A 24,754-nucleotide genomic window follows, 5' to 3' on the forward strand; every position below is an offset into this window, starting at 1 on the left:
ACGTTACGCTCTGGGGCTATGCCCGTTCTCGACACGAAGGCCATCCTGGAGGGACGCCGGCCCGGACGTCACTCCGTGGGGCTGATCGTCGGCATCACGGTCAGCGTGATCTGCATGGCCCTGATGCTCGGCTACCTGCTGCTCGGCGGCCTGGTCGGCGGTGGCGCCGCCGGCGCGCTCGGCTTCGTCGTCAGCCTGGTCGCCGCGATCATCCCCGTGACGGTCCTGATCCCGCTGATCCTGCTGCTGGACCGACTGGAGCCCGAGCCGGCCACGATGCTGCTGTTCGCCTTCCTGTGGGGCGCGGGCGTGGCGGTGCTGGTGTCCCTCGTCCTCAACACGCTGGGAATGGAGCTGTACGCCGTCCCCGTGTTCGGGGAGGACCTCGGCTCCTACCTCAGCGCCGCTGTGGGGGCGCCGCTGGTCGAGGAGACCGCCAAGGGCGTGGTGCTGCTCATCCTGCTGTGGCGACGCCGCCACGAGATCGACTCCTACACCGACGGCGTCATCTACGCGGGGATGGTGGCGACCGGCTTCGCCTTCACCGAGAACATCTCCTACTTCCTGACCTCGTTCTTCGAGAGCGGGTTCGCCGGATTGGCGTTCACCTTCGTGCTGCGCGGGGTCATCGCGCCGTTCGGTCACCCCATCTACACCGCGATGATCGGACTGGGGGTGGCCTACGCGGCGATCAACCGCGGGCCGGCGCGCTTCCTCGCCCCGGTCGGCGGGTGGATCGCCGCGATGCTGCTGCACGCCCTGTGGAACGGGTCGACGCTGTTCGGCTGGCTCGGGCTGGGCGTCGCCTACCTGGTGCTGTTCTTCGTGCTCGTCATGATCATCGTGGTCGCGGTCCAGGACCGGCGCCGCCAGGTCGCGGCGATCGCCCGTCACCTGCCGCCCTACATCCCCACCGGCCTGGTCACGCCGGCCGACATCCAGATGCTCAGCTCCATGGCGGGCCGGAGAGGGGCGCGGGCCTGGGCGCAGCGTACGGCGGGGCAGGCCGGCCGTAACGCGATGCGCGACTACCAGCTGGCGGCGACCGAGCTGGCGCTGCTGCACCAGCGGATGGAGCGCGGAGTGGTGCGCCCGCAGTGGTGGCACCGCAGGGACTCCTTCCTCGCGCTCATGCACGTGGCGCGCGAGGCCTTCATCGGGCGCGCGGCCGTCCCGGCCGCGCCGGTGTGGGCGGAACGGCCCACCGACTCCGGCTTCCTGCGGCGCTCCGACTTCGCCCACGTCATCGAGCGGGCGAGGAGCCAGCGCGAGGCGCCCCGGCCCGGGGCGCACCCCAGTGCGCCGCCGGGCCCGCAGCCGCCTAGTGGTCCGCGGCCGGCCCAGTGGCCGCCGCAGCCGCCTCGCCAGACTCCCCCCGGGGAGCGGGGCTGGTGACGGCGGCCCGTTCGGCGGTCCCGAAGTACACCCGAAGGATCGCGACCCACACCAGGGTCGAACCGAGTACGTGCAGGACGACCAGCAGCTCGGGCAGCCCGAGGAAGTACTGGGCATAGCCCACACCGCCCTGCGCGGCGATCACCGCCAGCAGCAGCCAGATCTGGGTGCGCAGCCGCCGCGGCGCACCCAGGCGCAGCGCCAGCACGATCAGGGCGACGGCGCCGGCCACCGTGGCCCAGGCCAGCAGCGAGTGCACGCGGGTGACCAGCACCATGTCGAAGTCCCACCTCGGGGCCGAGGCGTCCCCGCCGTGCGGACCGGTACCGGTGACCACGGTTCCGGCCACGAGCAGCGCGAAACCGAGCGGGACGAGCGCGGTGGCCAGGTGTCGGATCGAGGGGGCGACGGTGAGCCGGAGCTCGCCCTCGGGCTCACGGCAGCGGACGTAGTAGGCGACGGTGAAGATCACCACCACCGTGGAGAGCAGGAAGTGCGCGGCGACCGAGGCGGGGTGCAGGTCGCTCCACACGGTGATGCCGCCGACCACGGCCTGGCCGAGCACGCCGATCGGGATGATGGTGGCCAACGTCAGCAGGTCGCGGCGGCGTGGACGCATCCGCAGCGTCGCGACGAACACGATGACCCCGACCGCGAGGACCAGGAACGTCAGCGTCCGGTTGCCGAACTCGATGGCGGCGTTGAAGGCGGAGTGGTGGGTGCCCACGGGGACGAAGCTCTCCTTGGTGCACTTGGGCCACTCCGAACAGCCCAGCCCCGAGGAGGTCACCCGCACCGTCGCGCCGGTCACGGCGATGCCGGCGTTGACGACGATGTTGCCCAGCGCCCACCAGCGCAGTGAGGCGACGGTGGGGTGCCAGATGGTGCGCGAGAGCACCACCAGCGCCAGCACCCCGGCGACGGCGAAGACGATCTGCCACGTCCACAGCGGCAGGTTCAATATCAAGATCTCGTCCGCCGCGAGTACGGCCGGAGCTGGGGAACCACTCATACGACAAACTGTAGTAGACGGTTGCGCTCCCCCGGATCCGCCTCACCGCTCCCCAGGGTCGGGGGCGGGGGGAGGACCCGCCTCCCGCGCCGCCCGGGTCCGCTCGGTGCGGGTGGCCCCCAGGCTGGCGGCGACGACGCAGGCCACGGCGGCCCATTGGCCGATCGTCAGGATCTCCCCGAGCAGGAGCAGGCCGATCAGCGCCGCGGCGGCGGGCTCCAGGCTCATCAGGATGCTGAACACCCGTGGTGGCATGCGCCGCAGCGCGTGCATCTCCAGGGTGTAGGGGATCACCGACGACAGCAGTCCCACGAGCAGGCCGATCACCACCAGCCGTGGGTCCAGCAACGCGGCGCCCCCTTCGGCGATGCCGGCGGGGGCCACGAGCACCGCTCCGGCCACGCTGGCGATCGCCAGCCCCGAGGTCCCGGGGAAGCGCCGCCCGGTCGCCGCGCCCAGCAGGATGTAGCCCGCCCAGGCGGCCCCGGCGAGCAGCGCGAACGCCACACCCGCCAGCGTCACGTGGCCGTCGCCGTACCCCAGCAGGACGACGCCCAGCGCGGCCAGCCCCACCCACAGCAGGTCGACGCGGCGCCGGGAACCGGCGACGGCCACCGCCAGCGGTCCCAGGAACTCGATGGTCACGGCGATGCCGAGGGGGATGCGCGCGATGGCCTGGTACAGCGAGAAGTTCATGGTCGCCAGGCACACGCCGAAGCCGATCGCGACGAGCCAGTCGGCGCGGGTGTGTCCGCGCAGCCGCGGGCGTACCAGCGCCATGAGGACCACCGCCGAGGTGAGCAGCCGCAGCCACACCACGGCGCTGGGCGGCAGCACCGTGAACAGGTTCTTGGCGATCCCGGCGCCGGCCTGGATCGACAGGATCCCCGCGACCACGTACCAGGACGGCGGAATGGAGGCGCCGGCGTTGCGGAGCATGGCCGCGCCGCGCAGGGCGGGCAGACGGGACGGGAGAGGCGAACCATCGGCGGCGTTGGCGGTCACAACCCACCATCCTATGAATCGAGTGGGGGAGACCACGTGGCGGGGCGGGCGCAAACGCGCTGAACACCGCTGATGACCCCGTACCGTTACCGAGGGCTCATGAACGGAGGACCGCCCGCGGGCGGCGACGAGGACGCGGGCGAGGCCCGCTGCGGGGGAACGACGGATGACCACGGCACCGGCCGGAAGAACGCGGGAACAGGGCCGGGCGGGCCTGGGCCTGCCCACCGCCACCGCCCTGGTGATGGGCAACGTCATCGGCATCGGGATCTTCCTGCTCCCCGCGACCCTGGCCGGCTACGGCACGATCAGCCTCCTCGCCCTGGTCCTGGTGTCGGCGGGCGCGCTGGCCCTCGCAGCGGTGTTCGGCCGGCTGGCGGCGCGCACCCCGGGCTCGGGCGGCCCCTACGCCTACGCGCACGCCGCCTTCGGCGACTTCACCGGTTTCTGGATCGCCTGGTCGTTTTGGATCACGACATGGGCGGGGATGGCCGGCATCGCCGTGGCCTGGGTGGGCTATGCCAACCACTTCCTGGGCTGGGACTCGCCCCTGGGCTCCTCGCTGCTGGCGCTGGTCTGCGTGTGGGTACCGGCCCTGGTGAACCTGGCGGGGGTGCGGGCCATGGGGGTCATCCAGGTCGTCACCACGGTGCTGAAGTTCCTCCCGTTGCTGTCGGTCGCCCTGATCGGGCTGTTCTTCATCGATCCGGCGAACTTCGGCCCGTTCAACGCGACGGGCGGGTCCTGGCTGACGGCGGTGTCGTTGGCCGGCGCGGTGCTGCTGTTCGTCTACTCCGGGGTGGAGAGCGCCTCGATCGCGGCCGGCCGGGTACGCGACCCGCGGCGCAACGTCGGACGCGCCACGGTCATCGGCACGCTGGCCTGCGCCCTCGTCTACCTGCTGAGCACGGTCTCGGTCATGGGAAACGTGCCCCACGAGCGGTTGAGGGAGTCGCAGGCCCCGTTCGCGCTGGCCGCCGACGCCGTCTTCGGCGGCCAGGACTGGGGCAGCGCCGTCGCGGCCATGGCGGTGCTCTCGGGGATCGGCGCCATGAACGGGTGGATGATGGTCGTCGCGGAGATGCCGATGGCCGCCGCGCGCGACGGGCTGTTCCCGCGCGTCTTCGCCCGGACCAACGCCCGCGAGGTGCCCTGGTTCGGCGTGGTCGCCGGCGCCGTCATGGCCTCCCTGGTCATCGTGCTGAACTTCTACGGAGCGGCCGACGCCTTCGAGTCGATCGTGCTGCTGGCCACCTTCACCTCCGTCATCCCCTACTTCTTCTCCGCCTGCGCCCAGTTGTACTGGCTGGTGGGCGGGGACGGGGGACGCCCGGTGGCGGGCGGGCGGTTGGCGGTGGACCTGACCATGGTCGTGCTGGCGATGCTGTTCTCCCTGTGGATGGTCGTGGGGGCCGGGGCGCAGGCGGCGTTGCAGGGCATGCTGATCATGCTGCTCGGTGTCCCGGTCTACGTCGGGGAACGGGCACGTGCCAGGCGCGCCGCCGCCCGCGCGGAACACGCCGAGGCCACCGGCGCGGTCAAACCGTCGTAAACCCTTCGGTCGCTCTCGACAACCGGGCGAGCCCCGTCCTTCCCGGCGGGAAGGAGACGCCAGGATCGCACACAGTCCGCGAGGGCCGGGGAATCCGGTGGACCGAGGTGGTCCGCTCCGCGCGGTGAGCGAGAGAGCGGGGCGATGCGGGTGGGAAGCGCCGGATCGGGGAGGCGCCCGTGAGCACCGCGCGGGCGGCGGACGAGGGAAGCCAGGGCAGGGCGGACGGGCCGCGTCTGGGGCTGCCGGTGGCCACCGCCCTGGTCGTCGGTAACATCGTCGGCACCGGCATCTTCCTCCTGCCCGCGACCCTCGCCGGCTACGGCACGGTCAGCATCCTGGCGTTCGCGGTGGTCACGGTGGGCGCCCTGGCGCTGGCCACGGTGTTCGGCCGGTTGGGGGCGCGCGTTCCCGCCTCGGGCGGCCCCTACGCCTACGCGCGCGACGCCTTCGGTGACTTCGCCGGTTTCTGGAACGCCTGGTCGTTTTGGATCACGGCCTGGGCGGGCAACGCCGGTATCGCCGTGGCCTGGGTGGGTTACGTCAACTACTTCCTGGACTGGGACTCCACGCTCGGCCGCACCGCGGTCGCCCTGGTGGGCATCTGGCTGCCGGCCGTCGTCAACCTCACCGGCGTGCGCAACATGGGGGCCTTCCAGCTGGTGACGACGGTGCTGAAGTTCGTCCCGCTGCTGTTCGTGGCGCTCGTGGGACTGCTGTTCATCGACCCGGCCAACTTCGGTCCGTTCAACGCCACCGGCGGATCCCTGCTCACCGCCATCTCGTTGTCCGGCGCGGTCCTGCTCTTCGCCTACTCCGGGGTGGAGAGCGCGTCGGTCGCCGCGGAGAAGGTACGAGACCCCGAGCGCAACATCGGGCGGGCCAGCGTCATCGGGACCCTGGCGTGCGCCGTGGTCTACCTGCTGGGCACGGTCGCGGTGATGGGCAACGTGCCCTACGCCCGGCTGGTCGTCTCCGAGGCGCCCTTCGCCGAGGCGATCAACAACATGTTCGGCGGGCAGGTGTGGGGCGGGGTACTGGCCGTCATGGCCATCATCTCGGGTCTGGGCGCGCTCAACGGCTGGACGATGCTCGTCGCCGAGATGCCGATGGCCGCCGCGCGTGACGGCCTGTTCCCACAGGCCTTCTCCCGCACCCGCGGCGGCGTGCCCTACGTGGGCATCCTGGCCGGGGCGGTCCTGACCACCATCGTGGTGGTCACCAACTACTACGGGGCGGCCGACGCCTTCGAGTCGATCCTGTTGCTGGCCACCTTCACCACGGTCATCCCCTACTTCTTCTCCGCCTGTGCCCAGATCTTCTGGCTGGTGACGCACCGACGCCGGATCCGGATGGGACACCTCGCGCGCGACATGGCGCTGGCGATCGTGGCGATGGCCTTTTCGTTCTGGATGGTGTTCGGTGCCGGTTCCGAGGCGGTTTTCCAGGGAATGCTCATTTTGCTCGTCGGAGTGCCGGTCTACATCTGGGCGCGCTCCAGCGGCGGTGACGGCGGCCCGCGTACCCGGCAGACGGCCGCGGCAGGTGGTCGACGGTGAGTTCGCCCGCGCTCCGGTGGCCCGCCGCCCGGGCGAGGCGAACGCGAGAGAACGAGGAAGCATGGCCTTTTCAGTGAAGTCCGAGGTCGGGCGGTTGCGGCAGGTGATCCTGCACCGGCCGGACCTGGAGTTGAAGCGGCTCACCCCGAGCAACCGGGACGCGCTGCTGTTCGACGACGTGCTGTGGGCGAAGCGGGCACGCGAGGAGCACGATGCGTTCGCCGACTACCTGCGCGACCGGGGTGTCGTGGTTCACCTGTTCCACCAGCTGCTCCACGACGTCTTGGAGATGCCCGAGGCCAAGGCCTACATCCTCGACCACAGCCTGGACGAGCGCTTCCAGGGGCCGCTGGCCATCGACGGCATCCGCAGCGCGTTCGAGGCGATGGACACCGAGACGCTGCGCCGGTTCCTCATCGGTGGCATCACCAAGCGCGAGCTGCTGGAGCGGATGGAGGAACCGAAGTCGGTCTGGTTCCACACCTTGGACGCCGACGACTTCGTCCTGTCGCCGCTGCCCAACCACATCTTCACCCGTGACACCTCGTGCTGGATCTACGGGGGCGTCTCCATCAACGCGATGCGCAAGAAGGCCCGCATGCGCGAGACGGTCCACTACGAGGCGGTCTACACCTGGCATCCGATGTTCGCCGAGGCCGACTTCGAGGTGTGGGCGCCGGGGAGCAAGTGGGCGCCGGCCACGATCGAGGGCGGGGACGTCATGCCCATCGGCAACGGCGCGGTGCTGGTCGGGTTGAGTGAACGCACCCAGCCGCAGGCGGTGGAGATGCTGGCCCGCAGGCTCTTCGCCAAGGGGGCGGCCCAGCGGATCCTCGGCATCTGGATGCCGAAGGCCCGCGCGGTCATGCACCTGGACACGGTCATGACCAACGTCGACCACGGCGTCTTCGTCAAGTACGCCGGGCTGGGCATGCTCCCCTCCTACACCATCGAACCGGGCGACAACGAGAAGGAGCTCAAGGTCACCGACCACGCGCCCGAGCAGATGCACCGGGCCATCGCCGACGCGCTGGGGCTGGACGACATCAAGGTGCTCACGCCCACGCAGGACGTCTTCTCCTCCGAACGCGAGCAGTGGGACGACGGCTGCAACGTCTTCGCGGTCGAGCCGGGCGTGGTGATCGCCTACGAGCGCAACGTCACCTCCAACACCTTCCTGCGCAAGAACGGCGTCGAGGTGATCACGGTGCGCGGCAGCGAGCTGGGACGTGGCCGCGGTGGCCCGCACTGCATGACCTGCCCGATCGAGCGGGACGCGTGAGCGTGCGCCACCCTCTTCCGCATTTATATGCACACCTGTGTATGTTCTTGCGTATCGGTGTTCCGGGCGCCGATCGATTTCTCGACCACCATCCTGGCGTCGGCCGCGCCGTGCGGCCGGCGGGGCCAGGAACGACAGAGGGGAAGCGCCGAGATGGCGTTCAATCTGCGTAACCGCAGCTTCGTCAAGGAACTCGACTTCACGCCGGCGGAGTTCGCGTTCCTGCTCCGGCTGTCCGCCGACCTCAAGGCGGCGAAGTACGCGGGCACCGAACAGCCGCGCCTCACGGGCAAGAACATCGCCCTGATCTTCGAGAAGACCTCCACGCGCACCCGCTGCGCGTTCGAGGTCGCCGCCCACGACCAGGGGGCCCACGTCACCTACCTGGACCCGGGCGGCTCCCAGATCGGCCACAAGGAGTCGATGAAGGACACCGCCCGTGTCCTGGGACGGATGTACGACGGCATCGAGTACCGCGGCTCCAAGCAGGAGCTCGTCGAGGAACTCGCCCGTTACGCGGGGGTGCCCGTGTGGAACGGGCTGACCGACGAGTGGCACCCCACCCAGATGCTGGCGGACTTCCTCACCATCACCGAGCACACCGACAAGCCGCTCGGCCAGGTCACCTTCGCCTACATGGGCGACGCCCGCAACAACCTCGGACACTCGCTGACCGTCGCCGGCGCGATGTTCGGCGTCGACGTGCGCATGGTCGCCCCCAAGGAGCTGTGGCCCGACGAGCAGACCGTGGCGCGGCCGGCCCGGGAGATCGCCGAGCGCACCGGGGCGAAGGTGACCTTCACCGAGGACGTCGCCGAGGGGCTCAAGGGGGCCGACTTCGTCTACACCGACGTGTGGGTGTCCATGGGGGAGCCGGCCGAGACCTGGGAGCGGCGTATCGAGCTGCTCCGGCCCTACCAGGTCAACGCCGCGGCGCTGGCGGCCACGGGCAACCCCGACGTGAAGTTCATGCACTGCCTGCCGGCCTTCCACGACCGTAACACCCGGATCGGCGAAGAGCTGTACCAGAAGACCGGAATGGAGGCCCTGGAGGTGACCGACGAGGTGTTCGAGTCGCCAGCCTCGATCGTCTTCGACCAGGCCGAGAACCGGATGCACACCATCAAGGCCGTCTTGGTCGCGACGTTGGGAGGCTGACGGAGATGCGCGTGGTCGTGGCCCTGGGCGGAAACGCCCTGTTGCGGCGTGGGGAACGCCCCGACGCCGATATCCAGCGCCGCAACGTCGCCGCCGCGGTCCACGCGCTGGCGCCCCTGGCGGCCGAGCACGAACTGGTCGTCACCCACGGCAACGGTCCGCAGGTGGGGGTGCTGGCGTTGCAGAGCGCCGCCGACTCCTCCCTCAGCCAGCCCTACCCCTTCGACGTCCTGGGCGCGCAGACCCAGGGCATGATCGGCTACTGGCTGCTGCAGGCCCTGCAGAACGCGTTGCCCGGCCGCCAGGTGGCGTCCCTGATCAACCAGACGCTGGTGTCGATGGGAGATCCGGCGTTTCAGAACCCCACCAAGTTCGTCGGCCCCGTCTACGACGAGGCCGAGGCCAGGCGCCTGGCCGAGGAGCGGGGGTGGGTGGTCAAACCCGACGGCGCGCACTGGCGCCGGGTGGTGCCCTCGCCGCGGCCGCAGCGGGTGGTGGAGACCCGGCTGATCCGGTTGCTGCTGTCCTCGGGGGCGATCGTCGTCTGCGCCGGGGGCGGCGGGGTGCCGGCCATCCGCAACGAAGAGGGGCTGCTCGCGGGCGTCGAGGCGGTCGTGGACAAGGATCTGACCGCCTCGCTGCTGGCGGAGGCGCTGGAGGCCGACGCGCTGCTGCTGCTCACCGACGTCCCCCGGGTCATGGAGAACTTCGGTACGCCGCACCAGCGTGAGATTTCCAACGCCACGCCGGGTCAGCTCCGGGCGATGGAGTTTCCCGCCGGGTCGATGGGGCCCAAGGTCGAGGCGGTCTGCCGCTTCGCCGAGATCACCGGGGACATGGGGGCGATCGGATCGCTGACCCAGGCCGCCGAGATCCTGGCGGGTACCGCGGGCACGATCGTCACGCCGAGCGGGACCTACCCCGAACTCGGCGCCGCGGGGCCCGGCCGGCCGAGCGGGCTGGGGCCCGAGGCGGGACAGGAGAGCAGGTGAACGGGGGCGGCCGGGAAACGGAGATCACAACGCCACGATTCCGCATTTCTATACGCATATATGTATAGTCATCCGGTCGTGTCGTCGTCCGTCCGAAACGGTGGGAGTCCGAGGTGCAGCGAAACGGGTCGTTCTGGCAGAGCCTGACCAGGACCAAACCCACCGAGGAGATCGTCGGCGAGGGCGGCCAGGGCGAGGGCGGCCGGCTCAAACGCACGATGGGCCTGTGGCAGCTCACCATGTTCAGCGTCGGCGCCACCCTGGGGACCGGGATCTTCGTCATCCTGGGGGAGGCCGCCCCGTTGGCCGGCCCCGCCGTCGTCGTCGCCTTCGCGCTGGCCGCGATCACCGCCCTGTTCTCCGCGCTGTCCTACGCCGAACTGGCCGGCACCATCCCCGTCTCGGGCTCCTCCTACTCCTACGCCTACGCCACCCTGGGCGAGCTGGTCGCCTGGGTGTGCGGCTGGTGCCTGCTGCTGGAGTACGCGGTGTCGGTGTCGGCGGTGGCCGTCGGCTGGGGGCAGTACCTCAACGAGTTCCTCAACGGGCTGTTCGGCTTCACCATCCCCGCCGCGTTGAGCGCGCCCCCCGGTGACGGCGGCGTCGTCAACGTCACCGCGATCGCGGTGGTCCTCCTCGCCACCTGGCTGCTGCTGGGAGGCGCCTCGGAGAGCGCCCGGGCCAACGCCGTCATGGTCGTGCTCAAGGTCGCGGTCCTGCTGTTCTTCTGCGTCGTGGCGTTCACCGCCTTCGACTCCGGCAACCTCACCCCGTTCGCGCCCATGGGCATCGCCGGGATCAGCGCGGCCGGCGCCCAGGTGTTCTTCTCCTACATCGGCTTCGACGCCGCCTCCACCGCGGGGGAGGAGGCCCGCAACCCCAAGCGCGACCTGCCGCTGGCGATCCTGCTCTCCCTGGTCATCGTGACGGTCGTCTACGTCCTCGTCGCGCTCGCCGCGGTGGCGGCGGTCCACTACAGCGACCTCGCCGGCAGCGAGGCGTCTTTGGCCATGGTGCTGACCAACGTCATCGGCGGAAGCTGGGCGGCGGTCCTGTTGTCGCTGGGCGCGGTCATCGCGATCGCCAGCGTCGTGCTCACCGTCCTCTACGGCCAGACCCGCATCCTCTTCGCGATGTCGCGCGACGGTCTGATCCCGAAGATCTTCTCCCGGGTCAACCCGCGCACCCAGGTGCCCACCGCCAACATCTGGCTGGTGTCGGCCTTCGTCGCGCTGCTCGCGGGACTGGTGCCGCTGGGGCGATTGGCCGAGGCCACCAGCATCGGCACGCTGTTCGCCTTCGCCCTGGTCAACATCGGGGTGATGGTCCTGCGGCGTACCCGTCCCGACCTGGAGCGCTCCTTCCGCACCCCGCTGTTCCCCCTCACCCCCATCCTCGGCACGCTGTTCTGCGTCTTTTTGATGACCCGGCTCGACCACGTCACCTGGCTGGTGTTCCTGCTGTGGATCCTGGTGGGGCTGGGCGCCTACTTCGCCTACGGTCATCGCAAGTCCAGGCTCGCGCGAGCGGTGAGGGGAGCGAACACGCCATGAGAGGCGGACACGTCGTCATCGGCTACGAGCCGAACGAGCGCGGAACGGACGCGCTGGCCCTGGGGCTCCTCCTGGCCGGGCGGGCCCGGGCCCGGGTGTCGGTGGTCAACGTCCCCCCGTCGGGCTGGCCCACCCACACCAAGGCCGCCGTGGACGCCGAGTGGGTCACCTACCTGCGCGAAGAGGCCGAGAACGCTCTTGAGGCCGCGCGCCGCATCGTGCGCGACCGGGCCCCGGGCCAGACGCCTCCTCCGGTGGGCGTGGACTACCGCATCCACCATCACCGGGGCAGCGGTCGGGGTCTCGCCGACTACGCCGCCGACGCCGGCGCCGACGCGATCGTCATCGGATCGGCGCCCGGCGGACCGCGCGGCCACATCCGCATGGGCAGCACCGCCGACCAGCTGCTGCACGGCAGTCCGGTCCCCGTGCTCCTGGCGCCCAGTGGGTACGCCGCGCTGTCGGTGCCCCGGTTGGACCGGCTCACCCTCGCCTACCTGCGCCAGCCCGGAGCCGACCGGGCCCTCGCCTTCGCCGCCTCGCTCGCCGGCCGGCTCGACCTGCCGTTGCGCCTGCTGACGATGCTCATCGGGGACGCGGCCCGGGGCGGCCGGGGCGTCCGGCTGCGGGAGCAGATGCTGGAACGGCTCCGCGTCGAGGGCGCCGCCGACCTGCGGGAGGCCGTGCGCAACGTCGCCGCGCTGCCCGAACCGGACCCCATCTCGGTCTCCACCGAGATCGTGGCCGGCACGAGCGCCGCCGACGCGCTGGCGCGGGCCGAATGGCGGACCGGCGAGGTGCTCGTCTGCGCCTCGGGACAGGGCGGGCCGTTGCGCAGGGTCTTCCTCGGCGACATGGCCATCGACATCCTGCGGGCCTCCGGCGTGCCCGTGGCCTTCCTCCCCAGGGGGGCGGCTCCGCCATCCGACGGTCGCGGGTGAGGAGACCAGGGCGTCCCCGCACCGTCGCGGCCCCGGTTCGACGCGGGGGCGCTAGCGGGAGGAACCCAGCGCGGGCTCCTCGGTCACGGCCCGAGGAGCGGGCCGGGGACGGGGAGCCCGGCGGTGCTCCACGCGGTGGCACGATCGCTCCCACCAGCAGCAGCACCCACGCGGCGAACTGCACGGCCGGTTGCACCAGGATCATGACCAGGCCCGCGGCCGACTGCGTGGCCAGCCCGAGGAACACCTGCGCCGAGATCCACAGATAGGGCAGGGCCGCGGCGAACAGGTGGACCAGCAGCGCCGCGACGACCAACCGGGGCCGGCGCGGACGCCAGCGCGCGGCCAGCGCCAGTCCGAGGACCACGACCACCAGCGGTGGGCCGAGATCGCGGATCAGGCTCACCAGGGGGACACCGATGTACTCCACCCGCTCCACGCTACCGGTCGGATGTCGCGGGCGCGGTCACGGTCGTCGGGGCTACTCCCAGCGGAAGAGGCGGCTCGCCAGCAGGGAACCGGCGACCGCCCACACGGCGAGGACCAGGAGCGGCGCCAGCGGCAGCCCCGCCCCCTCCGTCAGCACCGAGCGCAGGCCGTCGGCCAGCGCGGTGATCGGCAGGGCCTCCAGGAAGGGACGCACCGCGTCGGGGTAGCGGTCGATCGGGAAGACCACGCCGCCCAGCCCCAGCAGGACCACATAGACCAGGTTGGCCGCTGCCAGCGTCGCCTCGGCACGCAGCGTCCCCGCCATCAGCAGCGCCAGGGAACTGAAAGCGGCGGTGGCCAACAGGATCACCAGCGCGCACGCCAGCGCGCCGGTCAGCCCGCCACGCGGTGACCAGCCCAACGTCAGCGCCACCGCCGACAACAGGGTGATCTGGACGACCTGGACCGCGAGCACGGCCAGCGTCTTCGCGCCCAACAGCCCGAACCGCGACAGCGGTGTCGCGCCCAGCCGCTTGAGGACGCCGTAGCGCCGCTCGAAGCCGGTGCCGATCGCCTGGCCGGTGAAGGCGGTGGACATCACGGCCAGCGCGATCACGCCGGGGGCCAGGAAGTCCACCCGGGAGCCGCCCCCGATGTCGATGAGCGAGGTCATGCTGAAGCCCACGAGCAGCAGCACCGGGATGACCATGGTCAACAGGAGCTGTTCGCCGTTGCGCAGCAGGACGCGCAGCTCCATCCCGGCCTGGGCCAAGACCATGCGCGGCAGCGGGGCCGCGCCGGGGGCGGGGGCGAAGGAGACGGAGGAGGTGCGCGAGGCGGGGTCGATCATGATTCGCGGAGGTCCCGACCGGTGAGTTCGAGGAAGACGTCTTCGAGGCTGCGCCGCTGTACGCGCAGGTCCTCGGGCAAGATGCCCTGTGCCGCGCACCAGGTGGTGACGGTGGCGAGGAGGCCCGGGCCGAGGGCCTGGGGGTCGGCGCAGGTGACCACGTAGTGGCCGCCGGGGAACTCCTCCACCCGGCAGCCCGCGGGAAGCGCGGAGAGCAGGCTCGCGGAGTCGATGCCCGGGGCCGCGCGGAAGCGCAGCTCCTGGTCGGCGCCTGTCAGCTCGTCGGTGCCGCCGTCGGCGACGACCCGGCCGTGGTCGATGATGACGACACGGTCGGCGAGCCGCTCGGCCTCCTCCATGTAGTGCGTGGTCAGCACGACACCGACGCCCGCCGTGCGCAGCTCCGTGACGAGCTCCCAGGTGGCCATGCGGGCCTGGGGGTCCAGGCCGGCGGTGGGCTCGTCGAGGAAGACCAGTTCGGGACGGCCGATGACCGCGGCGGCCAGCGACAGCCGCTGCTGTTGGCCGCCGGACAGGCGGCGGAACGGGGTGCGGGCGACGGAGACCAGGCCGAGCCGCTCCATCAGCTCCTGCGGAGGGAGGGGGTCGGCGTGGAAGGCGGCCATGAGGCGCAACCACTCGCCGGCCCGCGCGCCGGTGGGCACGCCACCGGCCTGGAGCATGACCCCGACCCGTGGCTTCAGGGCGCGGGCGTCGGTGATCGGGTCGAGGCCCAGGACGCGCACCGTGCCGGAGTCGGCCTGGCGGAACCCCTCGCAGATCTCGATGGTCGAGGTCTTGCCGGCCCCGTTGGGGCCCAGGAGCGCGGTGACGGCGCCGCGCGGCGCGGTGAACGACAGGCCGGCCACGGCGGTGGTGCTGCCATAGCTTTTGACCAAGTCGGTGACCTCGACCGCGGCTGTGTCCATGCGAAAAGTGTAGGGCGGCCTCTCGGGGGTCGGGCACCGACCCGCGCTCGAGGCCCCCGCCAGAGCGCGTGGGAGCGGTCGTCCCGCCCGGGCAGCGGCCTTGGGGCGAACGTGTCGTCTCGGTCACGTCGGGGGAGGCGTCCCGGAAGCATCGTCTCGATCTATGGGCCGGCTGTCTCCGCATGTGGACGCCCGGGGCCCGCACATCCGCGTTCGGGGCGGGGATGCGATCCGGCGCGGGGTGGAAAGCCCTGTTAGGCAAGGCTTGCCTGGGTGATCTATGACATGGATCACCGTTTGGCGGTCGGGACTTATTTACGCCACACTGATGTTGTGAAAAACGTGAGCCGGCATCAGCGAGCAGACGGGACCGCCCCCTCGGGCGCGCCCCGGGTGACCGCTGCGCCCGATCCGGGAGCCGAGACCGGCACCCGCGCGCGGGTGGCCCGGCTCATCCTCGAACATGGTCCGATCACGGCGTCCACCCTGGGGGAACACCTCGGGCTGACCCCGGCGGCCATCCGTCGTCACCTCGACAACCTGATGGCCGAGGGCATGGTCGAGGCCCGCGACGCCCGCCCGCACGGGCGCAGGGGGCGAGGGCGTCCCGCCCGCGTCTTCGTCATCACCGAGGCCGGTCGCGACGCGTTCGTGCACGGATACGACGATCTCGCCTCCAGCGCCCTGCGTTTCCTCGCGGAAAAGGCGGGCCCCGAGGCCATCAGCGAGTTCGCCCGCCGTCAGGTGGCCGACCTCGAACGCCGCTACCGCCCGATCCTCGCCGCGGTCGCCCCGCAGCAGAGGGTCCGGCTCCTCGCCGAGGCGCTGTCCTCCGACGGCTACGCCGCCTCGGCGGGCGACGCGCCGGCACCGGGCGGCGGCGAGCAGCTGTGCCAGCACCACTGCCCGGTGGCGCACGTCGCGGCGGAGTTCCCGGAACTGTGCGAGGCCGAGGTCGAGGCCTTCGCCCGGCTGCTGGGCACCCCCGTCCGCCGGCTCGCCACCATCGCCCACGGCGACGGTGTGTGCACCACCCATGTCAGTCCCCGCGACCTGAACTCCCCAGAGTCCAAGGCCCGCCCCTTCCCGAGCGAGGGCGGCCAACGCCACACAAGGACGTCCCGTCCAGGAGGATCCGCGTAATGACGTCTATCGCGCACCCCGAGCTCGAAGGGCTCGGCACCTATGAGTACGGCTGGGCCGACCCCGACCAGGCCGGCGCCTCCGCGCGGCGCGGCCTGAACGAGGAGGTCGTCCGCGACATCTCGGCCAAGAAGGCCGAACCCGAGTGGATGCGGGACCTCCGTCTCAAGGCCCTCAAGCTCTTCGACAAGAAGCCGATGCCCGCCTGGGGGGCCGACCTCTCCGGCATCGACTTCGACAACATCAAGTACTTCGTGCGGTCCACGGAGAAGCAGGCCACCTCCTGGGAGGAACTGCCCGAGGACATCAAGAACACCTACGACCGGCTCGGCATCCCCGAGGCCGAGAAGCAGCGGCTGGTCGCCGGTGTCGCCGCGCAGTACGAGTCCGAGGTCGTCTACCACCAGATCCGCGAGGACCTGGAGCAGCAGGGCGTCATCTTCCTCGACACCGACACCGCGCTCAAGGAGCACCCCGAGCTCTTCCAGGAGTACTTCGGCACGGTCATCCCGGCCGGCGACAACAAGTTCGCCGCGCTGAACACGGCGGTGTGGAGCGGCGGCTCCTTCATCTACGTGCCCAAGAACGTGCACGTGGAGATCCCGCTGCAGGCCTACTTCCGGATCAACACCGAGAACATGGGCCAGTTCGAGCGGACGCTGATCATCGTCGACGAGGGCGCCTACGTCCACTACGTCGAGGGCTGCACCGCGCCGATCTACAAGACCGACTCGCTGCACTCCGCGGTCGTCGAGATCATCGTCAAGAAGAACGCCCGCTGCCGCTACACCACGATCCAGAACTGGTCCAACAACGTCTTCAACCTGGTCACCAAGCGTGCCGTGGCCTACGAGGGCGCGACCATGGAGTGGATCGACGGCAACATCGGCTCCCAGGTCACGATGAAGTACCCGGCCGTCTACCTCATGGGCGAGCACGCCAAGGGCGAGACGCTGTCGATCGCCTTCGCCGGCGAGGGCCAGCACCAGGACACCGGTTCCAAGATGGTGCACTGCGCGCCCAACACCTCCTCCACGATCATCTCCAAGTCGGTGGCCCGCGGCGGTGGCCGCGCCTCCTACCGGGGCCTGGTCCAGGTCCAGGAGGGCGCCAGCCACTCCAAGTCCACGGTCAAGTGCGACGCGCTGCTCATCGACACGGTCAGCCGTTCCGACACCTACCCCTACGTCGATGTCCGCGAGGACGACGTGGAGATGGGCCACGAGGCCACCGTCTCCAAGGTGAGTGAGGACCAGCTCTTCTACCTGATGAGCCGCGGCCTGGACGAGGACGAGGCCATGGCCATGATCGTGCGCGGCTTCGTCGAGCCCATCGCGCGTGAGCTGCCCATGGAGTACGCGCTGGAACTGAACCGGCTCATCGAGCTGCAGATGGAAGGAGCGGTTGGTTAAGCATGGCCAGCCCGAACATCGAGATCAAGGAACACTCCCACGGCGGGGAGCTCCCGGTCTCCAAACTCGACGTGCACGGCTCGTTCGACGTGGCCGACTTCCCCGTGCCCAACGGCCGTGAGGAAGAGTGGCGCTTCACCCCGCTGCGCCGCCTGCGCGGCCTGCACCAGCACACCGAGGCCACCGACGGCAAGATCACCGTCGAGACCGACGCCCCGGCCGAGGTCACCGTCGAGACCGTCGGCCGTGACGACGCCCGGCTGGGCACCTCGTTCCTGCCCACCGACCGGGTCAGCGCGCTGGCCTACGCCTCCTTCACCGAGGCCACCGTCGTCACCGTGCCCAAGGAGACGCAGGCGTCGGCCCCGGTGAGCATCAAGGTCACCGGCACCGGCCAGGGCGAGTCCTACGGTCACATCCTGGTGCGCGCCGAACGCCACTCCGCCGCCACGGTGGTCCTGGAGTACGCGGGCAGCGCGGTCCACGCCGACAACGTCGAGTTCGTGGTCGAGGACGGGGCCCAGCTCACCGTCGTCAGCCTCCAGGACTGGGAGCGCGACGCCGTCCAGGTCTCGCACCACTACACCAAGGTCGGCCGCGACGCCCGGTTCCGCAGCTTCGTCGTCACCCTCGGCGGCGACCTGGTGCGCCTGTCGCCCAAGGTCGGCTACACCGCCCCCGGCGGCGACGCCGAGCTGTACGGCCTGTACTTCACCGGTGCCGGCCAGCACCACGAGCACCGCTCGCTGATCGACCACAACGTCTCCAACACCCGCAGCCGCGTCGAGTACAAGGGCGCGCTCAGCGGCGAGGAGGCCCACGCGGTCTGGATCGGTGACGTCATCATCGGCGAGGGCACCGAGGGCACCGACTCCTACGAGCACAACCGCAACCTGGTGCTCACCGACGGCACCCGGGTGGACTCCGTGCCCAACCTGGAGATCTTCACCGGTGAGGTCGAGGGCGCGGGCCACGCCAGCGCCAGCGGCCGGCTCGACGACATCCACCTGTTCTACCTCCAGTCGCGCGGCATCCCCGCCGACGAGGCCCGCAAGCTGGTCATCCGCGGCTTCTTCGCCGAGCTGATCAACCGCATCGAGGTGCCCGAGCTGCGCGAGCGCATCATGACCGAGGTCGAGGAGAAGCTGGCGCTGCATGAGTAACGACGGATTCGTCAAGGTCTGCGCGCTGGCGGACATCCCCGAAGAGGGGGCGCTCGGCGTGGAGGTCGACGACACCCCGGTCGCGCTGGTGCGCAGCGAGGGGCAGGTGTACGCCATCAACGACATCTGCTCCCACGCCGAGGTGAACCTGTCCGAGGGCGAGGTCGAGGACGGCACCATCGAGTGCTGGCTGCACGGCTCCTGCTTCGACCTGCGCTCGGGCAAGCCGATCAACCCCCCGGCCACCCGACCGGTCCCCACCTACGCAGTGAAGATCGACGGCGACGACGTGCTCGTCTCGCTCGCTGAGAAGAATTCTTGAGGCTGAACACACATGACGAAGTTTGAGATCCGCGGTCTGCGCGCCGACGTCCTCATCGGCGCCGAGGAGCGCCAGGAGATCCTCAAGGGCGTCGACCTCACCATCAACTCCGGTGAGACCCACGCCATCATGGGCCCCAACGGCTCCGGCAAGTCCACGCTGGCCTACGCCATCGCCGGCCACCCCAAGTACGAGATCACCGACGGCGAGGTCCTCCTCGACGGCGAGAACGTCTTGGAGATGGGCGTCGACGAGCGGGCCCGCGCCGGCCTGTTCCTCGCCATGCAGTACCCGGTCGAGGTCCCGGGCGTCTCCATGTCCAACTTCCTGCGCAGCGCGGTCACCGCGGTGCGCGGCGAGGCCCCGAAGCTGCGCGCCTTCTCCAAGGAGCTCCAGGAGGCGATGAAGGGCCTGTCCATCGACCCCTCCTTCGCCGCCCGCGGTGTCAACGAGGGCTTCTCCGGTGGTGAGAAGAAGCGCCACGAGATCCTTCAGCTCGAACTGCTCAAGCCGAAGGTCGCCATCCTCGACGAGACCGACTCCGGCCTCGATGTCGACGCCCTGAAGGTCGTCTCCGAGGGCATCAACCGCGCCAGGGCCACCGGCGAGATCGGCGTCATGCTGATCACGCACTACACTCGCATCCTCAACTACGTCAAGCCCGACTTCGTGCACGTCTTCGCGCACGGCCAGGTCGCCGAGTCCGGCGGCCCGGAGCTGGCCGAGGTGCTGGAGGCCGAGGGCTACGAGCGTTTCGTGAAGGCAGGCGCTTAACCGTGACGGCACGCGAGCTCGGACTGCTCGACGTGGACGCGATCCGGGCCGATTTCCCCATCCTGGCCCGGACCGTCCGCGACGGTCGTCCGTTGGTGTATCTCGACTCCGGAGCCACATCGCAGAAGCCCCGGCAGGTCCTGGACGCCGAGCGGGAGTTCTACGAACGCCACAACGCGGCGGTGCACCGGGGAGCGCACCAGCTCGCGGAAGAGGCCACCGACGCCTACGAGGGCGCGCGCGAGACCATCGCCGCGTTCATCAGCGCGCGGGCCGACGAAGTGGTGTTCACCAAGAACGCCACCGAGGCGATCAACCTCGTCGCCTACGCCATGAGCAACGCCGCGACCGCGGGGGACTACGCCTCCCGCTTCCGCGTCGGGCCGGGCGACGAGGTGGTCGTCACCGAGATGGAACACCACGCCAACCTGGTGCCCTGGCAGGAGCTGTGCCGGCGCACCGGCGCGACCCTGCGCTGGTTCGGTGTGACCGACGAGGGCCGGCTCGACCTGTCCGACCTCGACGGCCTGGTCAACGAGCGCACCCGGATCGTGGCGCTCACCCACCAGTCCAACGTCTTGGGCACGGTCAACCCGGTCGAGGCGATCGCGGCACGCGCCCACGAGGTGGGCGCGCTGGTCCTGCTCGACGGGGCCCAGTCGGTGCCCCACATGCCGGTGGACGTGCGCGCCCTCGACGCCGACTTCATGGTGTTCTCCGGGCACAAGATGCTCGGCCCCAACGGCATCGGCGTGCTGTGGGCGCGGCCGGAGCTGCTGGCGGCCATGCCGCCGTTCATCTCGGGCGGCTCCATGATCGGCGTGGTCCACATGGAGGAGTCCACCTGGGCCGACCCGCCGCAGCGCTTCGAGGCGGGCGTCCCCATGGCACCCCAGGCCGTCGGTCTGGCCGCGGCCTGCGACTACCTCGACGCCATCGGCATGGACAACGTCCTCGCCCACGAGCACGCGCTCACCGAGTACGCGCTCAAGCACGTCGGCGCCATCGAGGGGGTGCGGATCGTCGGCCCGGCCGAGGCCGAGGCCCGCGGTGGCGCGGTCTCCTTCGTCGTGGACGGGATCCACCCCCACGACGTGGGACAGGTCCTGGACGACCGTGGAGTCGCGGTGCGCGTCGGCCACCACTGCGCGTGGCCGCTGCACCGGCGCTACCGCGCCGTGGCGACCACCCGCGCCTCGTTCTACCTGTACAACTCGCTCGCCGACGTCGACGCCCTCGTCGAGGGGATCCGCGCGGCGCAGCGGTTCTTCGGCACCGCCGGGAGCTAGAAGGGCGCGTAGATGCGACTGGACGCGATGTACCAGGAGATCATCCTGGACCACTACCGCAACCCCCACCACAAGGGATTGCGGGACCCCTACGACGCCGAGGCCCACCACATCAACCCCACCTGCGGTGACGAGGTGACCCTGCGGGTCGCGCTCACCGCGGCCGGGGGCGAGGTCGACGGCTCGGCCACGGTCGCCGACGTCTCCTACGACAGCATGGGCTGCTCCATCAGTCAGGCCAGCGCCTCGATCATGACCGACCTGCTCATCGGCAAGACCGTGGACGAGGGCATGCGGGTGCTGGAGGAGTTCACCGAGCTCATGCACTCCAAGGGGCAGGGGGAACCCGACGAGGACGTCCTGGAGGACGCGGTGGCGTTCGCCGGGGTGTCGAAATACCCTGCACGTATCAAGTGCGCCCTGCTCGCCTGGATGGCGTGGAAGGACGCGACCGTCAAGTCACTGGCAACACACGAGGAGGAGGCGTCATGAGCGCCGACAACGAGACGGCCGCGGCAGCTCCCGGGCAGTCCGGCGAGGCGCTGCTCGACGACATCACCGAGTCGCTCAAGGACGTCATCGACCCCGAACTCGGCGTCAACGTCGTCGACCTCGGCCTGCTCTACGGCGTCAACGTCGACGGCGGGACGATCACCCTCGACATGACGCTCACCAGCGCGGCCTGCCCGTTGACCGACGTCATCGAGGAACAGGCCACCGGCGCGCTGGCGGACTTCGACCACGACGTCAAGATCAACTGGGTCTGGATGCCGCCGTGGGGTCCTGACAAGATCACCGACGACGGCCGCGACCAGCTGCGGATGCTCGGCTTCAACGTCTGAGCCGCCTCCGCTCTGTCCGACCCGGGGTCCGCGTCCCTCCCCTTCCGGGGGAGGGGCGCGGGCCTTTCGTGTTGTTCGGGGCCGATCGACCGGGCGCAGGGGCCGCGGAACCCCGCGTGCTCCGACCGGCGTAGCGCGAGGCCCGCGGTGACCCGGTGGGCCGTCGGCCGTGGCGCGGCAGCGGCCACGCCGGGACGGTGGAGCCGGGGCGCCGCAACAGGTGACCGGTCCAGGAGCGGCCTCGCCGCCGCGGGCCGACCCTCGTCTTCACAACGGCCGGCGGGTGCGGTCGTCAGCGCGCTGGCGAGCGGTACCGGTCCCAGGCGCCCGCGGGCAGCGGCGCGAGCCCTCGCGCCGGTATCGCCCCTCGGATGACGGTCGGCGGCCTGGCCCGTCGCCGCTTCGCCAGGCGGGGACGACGCCGGGACCCTGTGTGCTTCGCCGATCCGCAGCCCCCGCGGAAACGTCCGCCCGATGGGGGTGAGGCCGGCCGTGGCACCTGTAGCGGACGTGCCGCGGGAGAGGAGCGGCACGGGGAGCGACCACCGCCCCGGCGGTGTCCCACAGGGGCCCGCCGCGTCGAACGGCCGTCGCGGCACCGCGTCGACCGTCATGGGCGCGGTGACCTCCAGGCTCCGGGCCCACGACGGTCCGTTCCGCCGGACCTCGACGTAGGGGCCACACCCCGTCCGCGCTCGTCGAGGAGCCTCCCGCCCGGCCTTTCGCGCGGGTCTCCTCCCCGGGACGGGGTGCCGCTCAGTGCGTCGCGTACAGGGTGGGGCGCAGTTCGGCGACGATGTCGTCGTCGCCCCGCTGGCCCAGGAGGTCCAGCAGGTGCGCCGGGTTGGTCTGGACGGTCTCGTCCTCGCTGATGCGCCGCGCGATGATCTCCAGCGCCTCGTCGGTGGAGGCCGGCGCGGTGTAACCGATCAGGTGCAGCGCCCGGCTCGTCGGCCCGTGGTCGCTCAGGTCGGTGGCCGCGAGCCTCCGGGCGTCCAAACGGTCACCGTTGACGGTGATGAACACCCGGTCGCCCGGATGCGCCGACAGCCGGCGCAGCAGGGGACGCAGCGAGTCGAACGCGGGCTGGTCCCGCCACACCAGCACCAGTAGGTCGGCGCCCGGCGCGGTCAGGCACAGCAACCGGCCCGGCTGCAGGCCCAGGTGGGTGGCGTACCCCGGTGGCACCGTGACCGGGGCCCCGTTGAGGTGGTCGGCGGTGACGTCGACCCGGTGCCACCACCGGCCGTCGGGAGCGCGGAAGCAGCGCGGTGAGGACGCCACGCCCGGCTGGGAGTCGACGGTGGCCGGGACGGTCGTGCGGCGTCGGATCGGCAGGCCGCCGGCCGTCGTGCCGACGGGGGGCTGGACCGGGGCGGAGGCGTGGCCGGCGGTCGCGGCCGTGGGGATGGGCGCGGCCAGGGTCACCGACTCGTCGACCATGACGTAACCGTCGCGGATGCTCACCCCCGGCGTGCTCAGCAACCACGCGCGCAGGGACTGGGGGCGGATGCCGAGCTTGGCCAGGCGCAGCCCGGCCTCGGTGAAGTCGGGCTGTCCGGACAGGAGCTGGCGGGTCTGCCAGCGCAACCGGTTCGGGTCGCCGGCGACCAGCCAGCCGTTGTGCAGCCGGCGGTCGGTGAACAGCGTGATGATGACCCGCCACAACGGGGTGCCCAGCGAGGGGATCTCCACGGGGTGGTCGGTGTGGGCGCTGATCAGGTGGTCGATGGTGGTCGCCGTGCCGAGCTGTTCGGAGATGTCCCCCAGGTGCTTGGTGATGGGCTCGCCCTGGGGCGAGGACAACCAGTGCAGCAGCCGCTCCTCGACGCTGCGCTGGGCGTTGCGGATCTGGGAGAGATCGGCCTGGACCTGTTCGGACAGGACCCGGATGCTGATCGGCTCGGCGGCGAACAGGCGCTCGGCGGCGACGGTGCGTTCGAGCTCCTCCCAGCTGCGGAAGAAGTGGTCGAGCAGGTCGACCAGGGGGTGCTCGCCCAGACGCAGCGGAGGACGTTCGGCCGCGGCCTCGTTGGCGATCTCGCCGCGCAGCGCCTTCGGCGGGCCGAACGCCGGTCGGCGCAGCGTGCGCCCGGGGCCGAGCAACGGGCTGCGGGTGCGCTGGGGGAGTTCCACCGGGGGCGCGGCGGGGGAGGGGGCGGTGGGGTTCTCCTCCTCGCGGTTGGCGCGCAACGCCCGCAGTGTCCGGATGGCCCGCGTGGCGGGGCTCTGTGGAGGGTCCTCGTAACCGTCGGTCTTGTCGGCCCCCGTCGCCTCGGTGAGGTAGGCGAGGGCGTTGTGCACGTGTTCGGGCGCCGACTCCGGCATCCAGTTGGCGATGGTCCGCACCGCCTCGACGATCAGCGCGGGGGAGGGGGCCGGGCCTCCGTCGGAGTCGCGGGTGAACGGGTGGACCGCGCGCCACATCGCCGTGCTCACCACGTCGAGCACGCCGCAGCCCTCGGGACAGCCCCAATCGCGCATGGCGGCCGGGGTCGCGGCGACGAGCTGGTCCCAGCCGCCGGCCGTCGCGAGAACGGTGCCCCGGACGGGTTCGGCGATCTCGTCCATGTCGACCGCCAGTTCCCGCAGGGTCGGCATGAACTCGCCGAGGGACAGGTGGTCCCAGCGCTCGATGGAGAGGCGGGCCAGGCAGTGCGACAACCACGTGGGCCCGGCGATGTCGAGGACACGCGGTAGCGGCAGCGAGTGCCACCAGCCGTCGACCAGGCGATCGTGGCAGAGGATGTCGCTGATGTCGTCGGGCTTGCCCCACCTCAGGGCGGGGGCGAGGTCGGTAAGGCAGATCGGGGAGACGGCGTTCATCTGCTGGGGACCTCGACCTCCTGGCGTACGGCTCGCCGAACGTGCGGCGGCGCGGGCATTCGGCTGTGCGCTACACATTACGCCGCCCGGCGGGGAAACGGACGACGAGCAGGTGTTCCACGGGTCACCGTCACCACGGTAGAGGGTCGGGACCGTGTGGTCCCGGGCCGTCGGGGACTGCCGTGGTGGGGATCCTCTGGCAGATCGTACGTGCGCGGGCACGTTCTGAATAGACCCGGCCGGCAGGAAGCAGAGGGGAAGGTGGCGGCGGCGAGGGGGCGGGACGGCCCGCGGGCACCGGAAACGAACGTTCAAGATTCAATCGA

General features: G+C 70.9%; 21 protein-coding genes. 16 read left to right on the top strand and 5 right to left on the bottom strand.

Translation table 11 applies throughout. From position 1 onward, the window contains the following. Nucleotides 1–18: 18 nt before the first annotated feature. Nucleotides 19–1,395 (top strand): PrsW family intramembrane metalloprotease, encoded by a 1,377-nt coding sequence (locus B5D66_RS15295; RefSeq protein ID WP_078762421.1) that lies wholly within the window; start codon nucleotides 19–21, stop codon nucleotides 1,393–1,395. On the opposite strand, the gene B5D66_RS15300 is transcribed toward B5D66_RS15295, so the two are convergent. Both B5D66_RS15300 and B5D66_RS15305 read right to left on the bottom strand, forming a co-directional pair. Continuing rightward, on the bottom strand, nucleotides 1,322–2,407 hold the full coding sequence (locus B5D66_RS15300) for a COX15/CtaA family protein (RefSeq protein ID WP_078762422.1): 1,086 nt from the start codon (nucleotides 2,405–2,407) through the stop codon (nucleotides 1,322–1,324). The two genes, B5D66_RS15295 and B5D66_RS15300, sit on opposite strands and share 74 nt — an antisense overlap. A gap of 42 nt (nucleotides 2,408–2,449) precedes the next feature. Continuing rightward, complete coding sequence (locus tag B5D66_RS15305) at nucleotides 2,450–3,346, bottom strand: EamA family transporter (RefSeq protein ID WP_078762584.1); 897 nt, start codon at nucleotides 3,344–3,346, stop codon at nucleotides 2,450–2,452. Nucleotides 3,347–3,578: 232 nt separating this feature from the next. On the opposite strand from B5D66_RS15305, the gene B5D66_RS15310 reads away from it, so the two are divergent. The 7 genes from B5D66_RS15310 to B5D66_RS15340 all read left to right on the top strand — a co-directional run bounded on the left by B5D66_RS15310 (nucleotide 3,579) and on the right by B5D66_RS15340 (nucleotide 12,449). Beyond that, on the top strand, nucleotides 3,579–4,964 hold the full coding sequence (locus B5D66_RS15310; protein WP_078762423.1) for an amino acid permease: 1,386 nt from the start codon (nucleotides 3,579–3,581) through the stop codon (nucleotides 4,962–4,964). A 179-nt stretch (nucleotides 4,965–5,143) separates the two neighbouring features. Further along, entirely contained in the window at nucleotides 5,144–6,523 is a 1,380-nt protein-coding gene (locus B5D66_RS15315; protein WP_235001022.1) for an amino acid permease, read from the top strand. Nucleotides 6,524–6,584: 61 nt separating this feature from the next. Beyond that, nucleotides 6,585–7,805 carry an arginine deiminase gene (locus B5D66_RS15320; protein ID WP_078762585.1) on the top strand — a complete coding sequence of 407 codons (1,221 nt, stop codon included), beginning with the start codon at nucleotides 6,585–6,587 and terminating at the stop codon, nucleotides 7,803–7,805. A 153-nt stretch (nucleotides 7,806–7,958) separates the two neighbouring features. Further along, nucleotides 7,959–8,963 carry an ornithine carbamoyltransferase gene (gene argF, locus B5D66_RS15325; RefSeq protein ID WP_078762425.1) on the top strand — a complete coding sequence of 335 codons (1,005 nt, stop codon included), beginning with the start codon at nucleotides 7,959–7,961 and terminating at the stop codon, nucleotides 8,961–8,963. Nucleotides 8,964–8,968: 5 nt separating this feature from the next. Beyond that, the gene (gene arcC, locus B5D66_RS15330; protein WP_078762426.1) at nucleotides 8,969–9,955 is read left to right on the top strand and encodes a carbamate kinase; all 987 of its coding nucleotides are present in this window, start codon (nucleotides 8,969–8,971) and stop codon (nucleotides 9,953–9,955) included. Nucleotides 9,956–10,068: 113 nt separating this feature from the next. Then, nucleotides 10,069–11,508, top strand: a complete 1,440-nt coding sequence (locus B5D66_RS15335; protein WP_235001023.1) for an amino acid permease — start codon at nucleotides 10,069–10,071, stop codon at nucleotides 11,506–11,508. Next, the gene (locus tag B5D66_RS15340; protein WP_078762427.1) at nucleotides 11,505–12,449 is read left to right on the top strand and encodes a universal stress protein; all 945 of its coding nucleotides are present in this window, start codon (nucleotides 11,505–11,507) and stop codon (nucleotides 12,447–12,449) included. The genes B5D66_RS15335 and B5D66_RS15340 overlap by 4 nt, the downstream gene beginning before the upstream one ends. Nucleotides 12,450–12,930: 481 nt before the next feature. Here the strand turns inward: B5D66_RS15340 and B5D66_RS15350 are convergent, their stop codons facing one another. Together B5D66_RS15350 and B5D66_RS15355 are read right to left on the bottom strand one after the other, a co-directional pair. After that, nucleotides 12,931–13,728, bottom strand: coding sequence for an ABC transporter permease (locus B5D66_RS15350; protein WP_078762428.1), 798 nt, complete (start codon nucleotides 13,726–13,728; stop codon nucleotides 12,931–12,933). Beyond that, nucleotides 13,725–14,657, bottom strand: coding sequence for an ABC transporter ATP-binding protein (locus B5D66_RS15355; RefSeq protein ID WP_078762429.1), 933 nt, complete (start codon nucleotides 14,655–14,657; stop codon nucleotides 13,725–13,727). The genes B5D66_RS15350 and B5D66_RS15355 overlap by 4 nt, the downstream gene beginning before the upstream one ends. 342 nt (nucleotides 14,658–14,999) lie before the next feature. On the opposite strand from B5D66_RS15355, the gene B5D66_RS15360 reads away from it, so the two are divergent. Genes B5D66_RS15360 through B5D66_RS15395 form a run of 8 tightly spaced genes read left to right on the top strand, consistent with a single transcriptional unit; the run spans nucleotide 15,000 to nucleotide 21,602 of the window. After that, a complete protein-coding gene (locus B5D66_RS15360; RefSeq protein ID WP_078762430.1) occupies nucleotides 15,000–15,800 on the top strand; it encodes a helix-turn-helix transcriptional regulator in 801 nt (266 codons plus the stop codon). After that, a complete protein-coding gene (gene sufB / locus B5D66_RS15365) occupies nucleotides 15,800–17,212 on the top strand; it encodes a Fe-S cluster assembly protein SufB (protein WP_078762431.1) in 1,413 nt (470 codons plus the stop codon). Before B5D66_RS15360 ends, sufB begins: the two co-directional genes overlap by 1 nt. A gap of 2 nt (nucleotides 17,213–17,214) precedes the next feature. Further along, a complete protein-coding gene (gene sufD, locus B5D66_RS15370; protein ID WP_078762432.1) occupies nucleotides 17,215–18,375 on the top strand; it encodes a Fe-S cluster assembly protein SufD in 1,161 nt (386 codons plus the stop codon). Continuing rightward, complete coding sequence (locus tag B5D66_RS15375) at nucleotides 18,368–18,697, top strand: non-heme iron oxygenase ferredoxin subunit (RefSeq protein ID WP_078762433.1); 330 nt, start codon at nucleotides 18,368–18,370, stop codon at nucleotides 18,695–18,697. The genes sufD and B5D66_RS15375 overlap by 8 nt, the downstream gene beginning before the upstream one ends. Before the next feature lie 12 nt (nucleotides 18,698–18,709). Beyond that, the gene (gene sufC / locus B5D66_RS15380) at nucleotides 18,710–19,471 is read left to right on the top strand and encodes a Fe-S cluster assembly ATPase SufC (protein ID WP_078762434.1); all 762 of its coding nucleotides are present in this window, start codon (nucleotides 18,710–18,712) and stop codon (nucleotides 19,469–19,471) included. Between the two features lie 2 nt (nucleotides 19,472–19,473). Then, nucleotides 19,474–20,760, top strand: a complete 1,287-nt coding sequence (locus tag B5D66_RS15385) for a cysteine desulfurase (protein ID WP_078762435.1) — start codon at nucleotides 19,474–19,476, stop codon at nucleotides 20,758–20,760. Nucleotides 20,761–20,772: 12 nt separating this feature from the next. Continuing rightward, nucleotides 20,773–21,252 carry a Fe-S cluster assembly sulfur transfer protein SufU gene (gene sufU / locus B5D66_RS15390; RefSeq protein ID WP_078762436.1) on the top strand — a complete coding sequence of 160 codons (480 nt, stop codon included), beginning with the start codon at nucleotides 20,773–20,775 and terminating at the stop codon, nucleotides 21,250–21,252. Then, on the top strand, nucleotides 21,249–21,602 hold the full coding sequence (locus B5D66_RS15395; RefSeq protein WP_078762437.1) for a metal-sulfur cluster assembly factor: 354 nt from the start codon (nucleotides 21,249–21,251) through the stop codon (nucleotides 21,600–21,602). Before sufU ends, B5D66_RS15395 begins: the two co-directional genes overlap by 4 nt. 756 nt (nucleotides 21,603–22,358) lie before the next feature. Here B5D66_RS15395 and B5D66_RS15400 read toward each other — a convergent pair. Continuing rightward, nucleotides 22,359–24,428, bottom strand: coding sequence for a hypothetical protein (locus B5D66_RS15400; RefSeq protein WP_078762438.1), 2,070 nt, complete (start codon nucleotides 24,426–24,428; stop codon nucleotides 22,359–22,361). Nucleotides 24,429–24,754: the final 326 nt, after the last annotated feature.

Source organism: Marinactinospora thermotolerans DSM 45154 (genome assembly GCF_900167435.1).
In the GTDB taxonomy this organism is placed as follows: Bacteria; Actinomycetota; Actinomycetes; order Streptosporangiales; family Streptosporangiaceae; genus Marinactinospora; species Marinactinospora thermotolerans.